General features: G+C 73.6%; 8 protein-coding genes. 4 read left to right on the top strand and 4 right to left on the bottom strand.

Going from position 1 to position 11,577, the window contains the following annotated elements; translation table 11 throughout:
* The 4 genes from ACFV0Q_RS18320 to ACFV0Q_RS18305 form a co-directional block, all read right to left on the bottom strand.
* A partial coding sequence (locus ACFV0Q_RS18320) for an LON peptidase substrate-binding domain-containing protein (protein ID WP_385006479.1) occupies positions 1 to 1,177 on the bottom strand: 1,177 nt, incomplete at its 3' end.
* 154 nt (positions 1,178 to 1,331) lie between these two features.
* Entirely contained in the window at positions 1,332 to 2,087 is a 756-nt protein-coding gene (locus ACFV0Q_RS18315; protein WP_385006477.1) for a DUF4097 domain-containing protein, read from the bottom strand.
* 85 nt (positions 2,088 to 2,172) lie between these two features.
* Entirely contained in the window at positions 2,173 to 3,000 is an 828-nt protein-coding gene (locus ACFV0Q_RS18310) for a sulfurtransferase (protein WP_385006502.1), read from the bottom strand.
* Positions 3,001 to 3,380: 380 nt separating this feature from the next.
* Positions 3,381 to 4,640, bottom strand: coding sequence for a hypothetical protein (locus tag ACFV0Q_RS18305; RefSeq protein WP_385006475.1), 1,260 nt, complete (start codon positions 4,638 to 4,640; stop codon positions 3,381 to 3,383).
* Positions 4,641 to 4,838: 198 nt separating this feature from the next.
* Here ACFV0Q_RS18305 and ACFV0Q_RS18300 point away from each other — a divergent pair, with 198 nt between their 5' ends.
* The 4 genes from ACFV0Q_RS18300 to ACFV0Q_RS18285 all read left to right on the top strand — a co-directional run bounded on the left by ACFV0Q_RS18300 (position 4,839) and on the right by ACFV0Q_RS18285 (position 11,525).
* Positions 4,839 to 5,363 (top strand): hypothetical protein, encoded by a 525-nt coding sequence (locus ACFV0Q_RS18300; protein WP_385006473.1) that lies wholly within the window; start codon positions 4,839 to 4,841, stop codon positions 5,361 to 5,363.
* A 169-nt stretch (positions 5,364 to 5,532) separates the two neighbouring features.
* Positions 5,533 to 6,273 carry a response regulator transcription factor gene (locus tag ACFV0Q_RS18295; protein ID WP_266573974.1) on the top strand — a complete coding sequence of 247 codons (741 nt, stop codon included), beginning with the start codon at positions 5,533 to 5,535 and terminating at the stop codon, positions 6,271 to 6,273.
* Entirely contained in the window at positions 6,270 to 7,349 is a 1,080-nt protein-coding gene (locus ACFV0Q_RS18290) for an ATP-binding protein (protein ID WP_385006470.1), read from the top strand. The genes ACFV0Q_RS18295 and ACFV0Q_RS18290 overlap by 4 nt, the downstream gene beginning before the upstream one ends.
* Positions 7,350 to 7,607: 258 nt before the next feature.
* Positions 7,608 to 11,525 (top strand): multifunctional oxoglutarate decarboxylase/oxoglutarate dehydrogenase thiamine pyrophosphate-binding subunit/dihydrolipoyllysine-residue succinyltransferase subunit, encoded by a 3,918-nt coding sequence (locus tag ACFV0Q_RS18285; protein WP_385006467.1) that lies wholly within the window; start codon positions 7,608 to 7,610, stop codon positions 11,523 to 11,525.
* Positions 11,526 to 11,577: the final 52 nt, after the last annotated feature.

Here is an 11,577-nt window from a genome sequence, read left to right as displayed (position 1 = left end):
GGACGCCGCCGAGGGCGACGCGGACGAACTTGCGGCCCATGGCGTGGGCCACGCTCTCGCCGAGCGAGGTCTTGCCGACTCCGGGGGGTCCGACGAGCGCCAGTACGGCCCCGCCGCGGCGGCCGCCGATGACGCCCATGCCCCGCTCGGAGCGGCGCTTGCGCACGGCGAGGTACTCGGTGATGCGGTCCTTGACGTCGCTGAGCCCGGCGTGCTCGGCGTCCAGGACGGCGCGGGCGCCGCGGATGTCGTACTCGTCCTCGGTCCGCTCGTTCCAGGGCAGCTCCAGCACCGTGTCGAGCCAGGTCCTGATCCAGGACCCCTCGGGCGACTGGTCGCTGGACCGCTCCAGCTTCTCGACCTCCTTGAGGGCGGCCTCGCGCACCTTCTCGGGCAGGTCGGCGGCCTCGACGCGGGCGCGGTAGTCGTCGGACTCCTCGCCGTCCTTCTCGCCGTTCAGCTCGCGCAGCTCCTTGCGGACGGCTTCGAGCTGGCGGCGGAGCAGGAACTCGCGCTGCTGCTTGTCGACGCCGTCCTGGACGTCCTTGGCGATGGACTCGGCGACGTCCTGCTCGGCGAGGTGGTCGCTGAGCGCCTTGACGGCGAGCTTGAGGCGGGCGACGGGGTCGGCGGTCTCCAGCAGTTCGATCTTCTGGGCGACGCTCAGGAAGGGCGAGTACCCGGAGTTGTCGGCGAGCGCCGAGACCCCTTCGATCTGCTGGACCCGGTCCACGACCTGCCAGGCGCCGCGCTTCTTGAGCCAGGTGGTGGCGAGTGCCTTGTACTCCTTGACGAGCTCGGTGACGGACCCGGGCAGCGGATCGGGCACCTTCTCGTCGACGGTCTCGCCCTCGACCCAGAGCGCGGCCCCCGGTCCGGTGGTCCCGGCCCCGATGCGGACCCGGCCACGGCCGCGGATGAGCGCCCCCGGGTCCCCGTCGGAGAGTCTGCCGACCTGCTCGACGGTCCCGAGCACACCGGTGCCGGCGTACTTGCCGTCGACCCGCGGCACGAGCAGGACCCGGGGCTTCCCGGTCCCGGCCGCCGCCTGCGCCGCCTCCACGGCTCCGCGCGCCTCGGCGTCGGTCAGGTCCAGCGGAACGACCATCCCAGGCAGCACGACCTCGTCGTCGAGCGGCAGCACGGGCAGGGTGAGCGGTACGGACGTCGAAGCCATGATCTTCCCTCCGGCAGTGAAGTTGAGCTATGCCGACTCAATGCATGTGCGCCTCCCGATGTTCCCCAACTGCCGTTCGCCGGGGGCGAACACCTGCGCACGGCCGCCGGAGGGTGCCGTGAGCTGCGGATCCGCGCGTCCTCGCCCCCGTACGTCAGTCCGAGACGTGGAGGTCGCCCGAGGTGGTGTGGAAGGAGAGCCGGGAGGGGGCGGCGGGGGTGGAGGGCAGGGTGATGTCCCGGTCCCCGGACGTGGTGGAGGCCGTCACCTCGTACGGGGCCCTGGGCAGCCGGGCTTCGACCTCGCCCGAGGTGGTGGTGACGGACAGGGAGGCCGGGGGCGCGGCGAAGGCCAGGGTGGCGTTGCCCGAGGCCGAGCGGATCTCGGTCTCGGGGGCGTTCAGGGCGGTGGCCGTGATGTCGCCGGAGGAGGTACGGATCTTCAGCGGGCCCGCGATCCGCTGGGCGCGGACGTCGCCGGAGTCGGAGGTGACCTCGGCCGCCGCGACCCCTTCCACCGTGATGCCGCCGCTGCTGTTGCCGAGCCGGACCTTCGCGGAGGCGGGCACCTCCAGGCGGTAGTCGACCCAGCAGTCGTCCGCGCAGCCGTCGGTGAAGGTCAGCAGGCCGCCGGAGACCCGCTGGCCGGGTGCGGGCGCCGTGTCGCCCCGGTAGTGCACCGTCCGGTGGACCGTGACCCCGGGGCCGGAGCCGGGGGTCACCTCGATGGAGCCCCGACGGGCGTCGGTGACCTCGACCGCCGTGACGGCCTCGGTCACCGTGGCGTCGGCGGTGGCGGTCTTCGTGCGGGCCTCGACGAGGGAGCAGCCGGTGAGGAGGAGCGCGGCGGCGGTCGCGGCGGCGGCGACCGCCGTACGGGTGAGGCGGGCTGACGTGGTGTGGGCTGGCATGGCGACCAGTCTGCCGAAGCGGGGGCCGCCCGGCGCTGGGGCCGGTACCCGGAGCCGCGGTGGGGTTAACCCCCGGGGGCGGGGGTCAGGGGCCGGTGATGACCGGGCGGTCCGGGGAGGGCGCGCCCCACTCGCTCCAGGAGCCGTCGTACACCGCCGTGTCCCGGTACCCGGCGAGGGTGGCGCCGAGGGCGAGCACGCAGGCCGTGACCCCGGAGCCGCAGCTGAAGCGCAGCCGCTCCCGGTCCCCGGCGACCGTCTCGAAGGCGGCGCGGAGTTCCGCCGGCGGCCGCATCAGCCCGTCCTGGCCCTGGAGGTCCCCGAACGGCAGGTTCACCGCGCCCGGCATGTGCCCGCCGCGCAGGCCGGGCCGGGGTTCCGGGGCGGCGCCCTCGAAGCGTGCCCGGGTGCGGGCGTCGACCACGGCGGCGGCCGGGTCGTCCAGGGCCGCCGAGACCGCGGCGGCGTCCACCAGCAGCCCGGGGCGCGGCCGGGCGGTGAAGGAGCCGCGCGGGCCCTCGTACGCCGCCGGGACGGGCTCGACGGGCAGTCCGGCGGCGGCCCAGGCGGGCAGGCCCCCGTCCAGCACGGCGGCCCGCTCGAAGCCCATGGCGCGCAGCATCCACCAGGCGCGGGCGCTGGAGTAGATCCCGGCGCCGTCGTAGACGACCGCGGTGGCGTCGTCGTCGAGGCCGAGCCCGCGCATCGCGTCGGTGAACGCCGCGGCGCCGGGCATGGTGTGCGGCGCGGCGGCGGCGTGATCGGACAGGGCCCCGTCGAGGTCGAAGGGCCGCGCCCCCGGGATCCGCGCGGCCGCACCCCGGTGCGCCCCGACCGAGGCGTCGAACAGGACCAGCCCGGGCCGGCCGATCCGCTCCTGGAGCCACTCGGCCCCGACGAGCGGCCCGACCATTCGTTCCTGCCCCGCAGCGGTGGCCGGGACCGGGTGTTCGAGCGCGGTGGATTCGGGCCCGGTGGGGTCGGGTGTGGGCATACGGCACCTCCGGAGGCGCGGCGGGCCCCGCCCGCCCGGGCGTTCGGCCCGGCGGGTGTGTGACGCGGGTCGGGGCCATCCTCCCCCGGCCCCCCGCCGAGGGGGCGCCGGGCCCCCGGGGACCGGTCCCGCCGGCGGGACCGCGCCTGAGGGCGCGCCGGCCGCAGCTGCCCGGTCGGCCCGGGACCGGCAGCCTCAGCCCCGGGCCGGGCGTACACCGCGACGCGGGCCCCGCGGACCGGGGTCGCCGAGCAGCACGCGAAGGCGTCGACCGGGGCCCGGCAGGGCCCGGAGCCCGGTCAGCCGCAGCCGCCCGGCCGGGCGTAGACGGCGATGCGGGCCCCGCGGACCCGGGTCACCGAGCAGCGTTCGAAGGCGGCGGGCAACGTGTCCCGTTTGGCCGCCTCCTGCGGGTACGGGTCCAGGGGCTGGCCGGCCGGGTCCAGGAGGGCGATCACCCGGGGAGAGCTCAGCAGGGCCTCCCGGACGCGCTCCGGCGGCAGCTCGGTGCCGTGGAGGCTGCGCGAAGCCGCCGGGGAGCGGTCCAGGGCCACGTCGCGCAGGCCCTCGTAGACCTCGGGCGAGGACAGCAGCCACTCGCGCCGCCGCGACGGCATGAACAGCACCGCGTCCCCCGGCCGCGCCCGCTCCCGCACGGCGGCGGCCACCGCGAGCACGTCGTCCTTGCGGCTCTCCGGGGTCCGCAGCCACGCCGACCACCAGCCGAACGGCACCAGCAGCGCCGCCACCAGCAGCCACGGCCACCACCCCCGCGCCCGCGCGAGCCGGGCTCCGGCGAGGAGGGCGAGCCCGGCCAGCGCGTAGAGGACGTACCGGTCGACGTACCAGGGGTGCACCAGCGACACCGCCATCAGCAGGCCCGGCGGCAGCAGCGCGAGCGGTACGGCCACCCGTACGAGGTCCCGCCCGGCCGCGCCCCGCGCGAGCAGCAGCACCGCGCAGGCGAGCACCCCGTACGCCGCCCAGTCCTGCCAGGACGGCCGTCCGAGCCAGCCCAGCTGCGCCTGCGCCTGCCGGGCGCTCACCAGCGCGAGCGGCAGCAGCCCGGCGGCCACGGCGGCGGCGCTCCACCGCCAGCCGCGCGAGCGCCACCCGGCGGGGGCGTGCGCGAGCAGGGCCAGGGCGGCGAACTCGTGCAGCCAGCAGCCGGCGAGCAGCACGGCGGCGTACGCGGCCCACCGCTCGCGCAGCATCAGGTAGGTGGCCCAGACCACGGCCGCCGCGACGAGGGCGTACGAGCGCCCCTCCTGGGCGTACATCTGCACGGGCGGGAGCACGGCGTAGGCGGAGCCGGCGATCAGCGCGGCCCGCTCGCCCGCCAGCCGGTGCGCGACCGCGGCCACTCCGGCGGCGGCGAGGGCCGTGCCGGCCACCGAGGGCAGCCGCAGCGCCCACAGGCCCCCGTCCCACAGGCCGAAGACGCCGTGCATCAGCAGGTAGTACAGGCCGTGGACGGCGTCGACCTGCCCGAGGAGCCCGGCCAGCCCGGACAGGGGGCGGTGGGCGACCTGCCAGGTGGTGGACTCGTCGCGCCACATGCTGCCGCCGCCGGGGCCGCGCTCCAGGGCGAGGAGGCCGAGGAGCGCGGCGAGCAGCGGGGGCAGCCAGCGCCAGGGGGCGGTGCGGCGGATGACGGCCTCCGGGGTGCTTTCCGTGGTGGGGCGGGCACTCCATACTCGGGGTTCGGCCGAATCCCCGCGGAGGTGGGTGTGCGAGCGTCCCGAGTGTGTGCTGCCGTGGCCGCGGTGCTGGTGGGGGTGGCGGCCCTGGCCGGGTGCGGCGGGGGCGGGTCCGACGGCGGCCCGGCGACGCCGGCGCCGACGTCGTCGAGCCCCTCCGCGAGCCCGACCCCGTCCGCGAGCCCGGCCCCGTCCGCGAGCCCGGCCCCGGCGCGGACCCCGTCCACGGGCCCCGCCGCGGCGCAGACCCTCGTCCGGGTCTCCCGCAGCGGCGGGTTCGCCGGCCGGACCCACACCCTCCTCGTCGCGGAGGACGGCTCCTGGACCCGGCTCGGCGGCAAGGCCGGTCCGGAGGGGTCCGGGAAACTGGATCCGGCCCGTTTGGAGGCGCTGCGCGCGGCCCTGCGCGAGGCGGACCTCCCCCGGCTGCCCCGCGTCGCGACGGCCGATCCCCCGGTCAGGGACGGGTTCACGTACGCCTTCGCGCACGGCGGCACCGAGGTGACTGCCGATCAGGACTCCCTGGCCCCGGGCCTGGTGAGGCTGCTGGCCGCCCTCCCGGGCTTCGAACCCGCGTCCTAACCCCCGGCGGCGCCCGCCGCCCCGCGTCACCGTCCGCCGCCCGTGTACTCCGTACGGGGCCCCCGCGGGCCGGGCGTCACCCGGCGGTCACTGTCCGAACCGCACATAGCCGCAGGCCGGTGCCTCCTCTACGCTGCACGTCATCACGCGGGATCTTCAGGGGCGGGACATGGAACAGACACACACCACCCACAACGGCGCCGCGGCCACCCCAGGTGCCCAGCGGCGCGTGCTCGTGGTCGAGGACGACCGCACCATCGCCGACGCCATCGCGGCCCGGCTGCGCGCCGAGGGCTTCCAGGTGCAGGCCGCGTACGACGGCCCGGCCGCGGTGGCGGCCGCCGAGAGCTGGCTGCCCGAGCTGCTGGTGCTGGACGTCATGCTGCCCGGCTTCGACGGGCTGGAGGTGTGCCGCCGGGTCCAGGCGCAGCGGCCCGTCCCGGTGCTGATGCTCACCGCCCGGGACGACGAGACCGACATGCTGGTCGGCCTCGGGGTCGGGGCGGACGACTACATGACGAAGCCGTTCTCCATGCGCGAGCTGGCCGCACGGGTCCACGTACTGCTGCGCCGGGTGGAGCGGGCCACGCTGGCCGCGCACGCCCCGCGCGGGGCCACGCTGCGCCTGGGCGATCTGGAGATCGACCACGCGCAGCGCCGGGTCCGGGTCCAGGCCGAGGACGTGCACCTGACGCCGACCGAGTTCGACCTGCTGGTGTGCCTGGCGGGGACGCCGCGCGCGGTGCTCTCGCGGGAGCAGCTCCTCGCCGAGGTGTGGGACTGGGCCGACGCGTCGGGCACCCGTACGGTCGACAGCCACATCAAGGCGCTGCGCCGGAAGATCGGCGCGGAGCGGATCCGTACGGTCCACGGCGTCGGGTACGCCCTGGAGACCCCGGCGCAGGCGTGAACGGCCCCCGCCCCGGTCCGGGGCTGCGGGCCTATTCGCCGTTCTCGATCAAGACGAAGCTGGGCACGCTCGTCGTGGTGTCGGTGTTCATCACCACGGGCCTGCTGATGGTGGCCCTGCGCACCGCCACGGAGCTGCGGTTCATCACGGTGTTCTCGGTGATCGCCTCGATGCTGATCACCCAGTTCGTGGCGCACAGCCTGACGGCGCCGCTGGACGACATGACGACGGTGGCCCGGGCGATATCCCACGGGGACTACACGCGCCGGGTGCGCGGGGCCGGGCGCCGCGACGAGCTGGGCGATCTGGCGGCGACGATCAACCTGATGGCCGACGATCTGGAGGCCGTGGACAGGCACCGTAAAGAACTGGTCGCGAACGTCTCGCACGAGCTTCGAACGCCGATCGCGGCGCTGCGGGCGGTGCTGGAGAACGTCGTGGACGGGGTCTCCGAGGCCGATCCGGAGACGATGCGCACGGCCCTGAAGCAAACGGAACGGCTGGGCCGGCTGGTGGAGACCCTGCTGGACCTGTCCCGGGTGGACAACGGGGTCGTGCCGCTGAAGGCCCGCCGTTTCGAGGTGTGGCCCTACCTCTCGGGCGTGCTGAAGGAGTCGGGGCTGGCGGCCGCCGGGCGGCCGGGGCTGGCGTCCGGCTCGGGCGGGCACACCCGCAACGACGTGCACCTCCACCTGGACGTGTTCCCGACCGAGCTGACGGCGTACGCCGACGCGGAGCGGCTGCACCAGGTGGTGGCGAACCTGATCGACAACGCGGTCAAGCACAGCCCGCCGCACGGCCGGGTCACGGTCCGCGCCCGGGCGGGCGAGGCGGCCGGGAGCCTGGCCCTGGAGGTCGTCGACGAGGGTCCCGGAATCCCCGAGGCGGAGCGCCACCGGGTCTTCGAGCGCTTCAACCGGGGCGCCACGGGCGGCGGCGACGGGGGCACCGGGCTGGGTCTGGCCATCGCCCGCTGGGCCGTCGGCCTGCACGGAGGGCACATCGGCGTGGCCGAATCGTCACGGGGTTGCCGAATCCTTGTCACCCTTCCGGGCAGCTCACCGGCACCGTCTTGACGTAGGGTTCCGGAGGGAAGGACATGATCTCGGCCACACGTGCCCGGGGTCGTCAGGGGTGCGAAGCCATCGGGGCCGCAACCTCGGTGCCCCCTACCCGAACCACGCTTGTTTCCCGCCATTCCACACGACGAAACCCGCCGTTCGGTGTGACCTGCGCGACGGAAGTCCCGCCCGGCCTGCATGACACCGCCCGGGAGGCGTAGCCTTTATTCCCGCTGTCCATACCTTGTGAAGCGGAAGAGGGCGGTTGCCGCCGTGTCGCCACAGTCCCCCAGTAACTCGAGCACCACGACCGAAGCAGCAGAGGGCGGGAAGAACCCTGCCTCAGGCTTCGGCGCGAATGAGTGGCTCGTCGACGAGATCTATCAGCAGTACCTCCAGGACCCCAATTCGGTCGATCGGGCCTGGTGGGACTTCTTCGCCGACTACAAGCCGGGGGGCGCTGCCGCTCCGGTGAAGGCGGACAGTCCCGGGAAGTCCACGACGACGGATGGCGCCTCCGCACAGGCCGCCAGCTCCGCCGCAGCCCCTCAGGCCACTGCCGCCGCCGCCCCGGGGGCGGCGCGCGCCGTGCCGCCCGTCGCGGGCAACGGCTCCTCCGGAGCGGCCGCGGCCGCGCCGGCCGCTCCGCCTGTGTCAGCTCCTGCCCCTGCTCCTGCCACCCCCTCTGGTGCCCCTGCTGTGACTGTCACCTCCCAGGCCCCGGCCGCCGCACCGGCCGCGTCTGCCCCTCAGGCTCCGGCTCCGGCCGCCGCCGCCCCCGTAGCCGCCCAGAAGGCCGCGCCCGCCACCGAGGCCCCCTCCGGCCCCGAACTGGTGACGCTCCGCGGCCCGGCTGCTGCCGTCGCCAAGAACATGAACGCCTCGCTGGAGGTGCCGACGGCCACGTCCGTGCGCGCCGTCCCGGTGAAGCTGCTGTTCGACAACCGCATCGTCATCAACAACCACCTCAAGCGCGCCCGGGGCGGGAAGATCTCCTTCACGCACCTGATCGGCTACGCGATGGTGCAGGCGATCAAGGCCATGCCGGCCATGAACTACTCCTTCGCGGAGAAGGACGGCAAGCCGACCCTGGTCAAGCCGGAGCACATCAACTTCGGCCTCGCGATCGACCTGGTGAAGCCGAACGGCGACCGCCAGCTCGTCGTCGCCGGCATCAAGAAGGCCGAGACCCTCAACTTCTTCGAGTTCTGGCAGGCCTACGAGGACATCGTCCGCCGGGCCCGTGTCGGCAAGCTGACGATGGACGACTTCACCGGCGTCACCGTCTCGCTGACCAACCCCGGCGGCCTGGGCACCGTGCACTCCGTGCCCCGCCTGATGCCCGGACAGTCGGTCATCATGGGCGTCGGCTCCATGGACTACCCCGCCGAGTTCCAGGGCACCTCGCAGGACACCCTGAACAAGCTGGGCATCTCCAAGGTCATGACCCTGACCTCGACCTACGACCACCGGGTCATCCAGGGCGCGGCCTCCGGCGAGTTCCTGCGCATCGTCGCGAACCTGCTGCTGGGCGAGAGCGGCTTCTACGACGACGTCTTCGAGGCGCTGCGCATCCCGTACGAGCCGGTCCGCTGGCTCCGGGACATCGACGCCTCCCACGACGACGACGTCACGAAGGCCGCCCGCGTCTTCGAGCTGATCCACTCCTACCGGGTCCGCGGCCACGTCATGGCCGACACCGACCCGCTGGAGTACAAGCAGCGCAAGCACCCCGACCTCGACATCACCGAGCACGGCCTCACCCTGTGGGACCTGGAGCGCGAGTTCGCGGTCGGCGGCTTCTCCGGCAAGTCGATGATGAAGCTCCGCGACATCCTCGGCGTGCTGCGCGACTCGTACTGCCGCACCACCGGCGTCGAGTTCATGCACATCCAGGACCCGAAGCAGCGCCGCTGGATCCAGGACCGCATCGAGCGCCCGCACACCAAGCCGGAGCGCGAGGAGCAGCTGCGCATCCTGCGCCGCCTGAACGCGGCGGAGGCCTTCGAGACCTTCCTGCAGACGAAGTACGTCGGCCAGAAGCGCTTCTCCCTGGAGGGCGGCGAGTCCGTCATCCCGCTGCTCGACGCGGTCATCGACTCCGCGGCCGAGGCGCGCCTGGAAGAGGTCGTCATCGGCATGGCCCACCGCGGCCGCCTGAACGTCCTCGCCAACATCGTCGGCAAGTCGTACGCGCAGATCTTCCGCGAGTTCGAGGGCAACCTCGACCCGAAGTCGATGCACGGCTCCGGCGACGTCAAGTACCACCTGGGCGCCGAGGGCACCTTCACGGGCCTGGACGGCGAGCAGATCAAGGTCTCGCTCGTCGCGAACCCGTCCCACCTGGAGGCCGTCGACCCGGTCCTGGAGGGTGTGTCCCGCGCGAAGCAGGACGTCATCAACAAGGGCGGCACGGACTTCACCGTCCTGCCGCTGGCCCTGCACGGCGACGCGGCCTTCGCCGGCCAGGGTGTGGTCGCCGAGACGCTGAACATGTCGCAGCTGCGCGGCTACCGCACCGGCGGCACCGTGCACGTGGTCATCAACAACCAGGTCGGCTTCACCGCCGCCCCGGAGTCCTCGCGTTCCTCGATGTACGCGACCGACGTGGCCCGCATGATCGAGGCGCCGATCTTCCACGTGAACGGCGACGACCCGGAGGCCGTGGTCCGCATCGCGCGGCTCGCCTTCGAGTTCCGCCAGGCGTTCAACAAGGACGTGGTCATCGACCTCATCTGCTACCGCCGCCGCGGCCACAACGAGTCCGACAACCCGGCGTTCACGCAGCCGCTGATGTACGACCTGATCGACAAGAAGCGCTCGGTGCGCAAGCTGTACACCGAGTCCCTCATCGGTCGCGGCGACATCACCCTGGAAGAGGCCGAGCAGGCGCTCCAGGACTTCCAGGGCCAGCTGGAGAAGGTCTTCGCGGAGGTCCGCGAAGCCGCCACGCAGCCCGCGATCGCCGCGCCGGCGCCGGTCTCGCAGGCCGACTTCCCGGTGACCGTGAACACCGCGGTCTCCCAGGACGTCGTCAAGCGGATCGCCGAGTCCCAGGTCAACGTCCCCGACGGGGTCACCGTCCACCCGCGTCTGCTGCCGCAGCTGCAGCGCCGCGCGGCGATGATCGACGAGGGCACGATCGACTGGGGCATGGGCGAGACCCTGGCCTTCGGTTCGCTGCTGATGGAGGGCACCCCGGTCCGGCTGTCCGGCCAGGACTCCCGCCGCGGCACCTTCGGCCAGCGCCACGCGGTCCTCATCGACCGCGAGACGGGCGAGGACTACACCCCGCTGCTGTACCTGGCGGACGACCAGGCCCGCTTCAACGTCTACGACTCGCTGCTCTCCGAGTACGCGGCCATGGGCTTCGAGTACGGCTACTCGCTGGCCCGTCCGGACGCGCTGGTCCTGTGGGAGGCGCAGTTCGGTGACTTCGTCAACGGCGCGCAGACCGTCGTCGACGAGTTCATCTCCTCGGCCGAGCAGAAGTGGGGCCAGACGAGCGGCGTCACCCTCCTCCTCCCGCACGGCTACGAGGGCCAGGGCCCGGACCACTCCTCGGCCCGCCCGGAGCGCTTCCTGCAGCTCTGCGCGCAGAACAACATGACGGTGGCCATGCCCACCCTCCCCTCCAACTACTTCCACCTCCTGCGGTGGCAGGTCCACAACCCGCACCACAAGCCGCTCATCGTCTTCACCCCGAAGTCGATGCTGCGTCTGAAGGCGGCGGCGTCGAAGGCGGAGGAGTTCACGACGGGTTCGTTCCGTCCGGTCATCGGGGACTCCACGGTGGACCCGAACGCGGTCCGCAAGGTCGTCTTCTGCGCGGGCAAGGTCTACTACGACCTGGAGGCCGAGCGGCAGAAGCGCGGCGTCACCGACACCGCCATCATCCGCATCGAGCGGCTGTACCCGCTGCCGGGCGCGGAACTCCAGGCGGAGATCGCCAAGTTCCCGAACGCGGCGAAGTACATCTGGGCCCAGGAAGAGCCGGCGAACCAGGGTGCGTGGCCGTTCATCGCGCTGAACCTGATCGACCACCTCGACCTGGCCGTCGGCGCCGACATCCCGGCCGGCGAGCGCCTGCGCCGCATCTCGCGCCCGCACGGCTCGTCCCCGGCGGTCGGCTCCGCGAAGCGCCACCAGGCGGAGCAGCAGCTCCTGCTGAACGAGGTCTTCGAGGCGTAACCGCCAACCGCTCCGCACGACGGCAGCACCCGGAAGGCCCGGCTCCCCTGCT

This window comes from Streptomyces sp. NPDC059564 (genome assembly GCF_042735575.1).
GTDB lineage: Bacteria > Actinomycetota > Actinomycetes > Streptomycetales > Streptomycetaceae > Streptomyces.
This window is presented reverse-complemented; position numbering and strand designations above follow the sequence as displayed.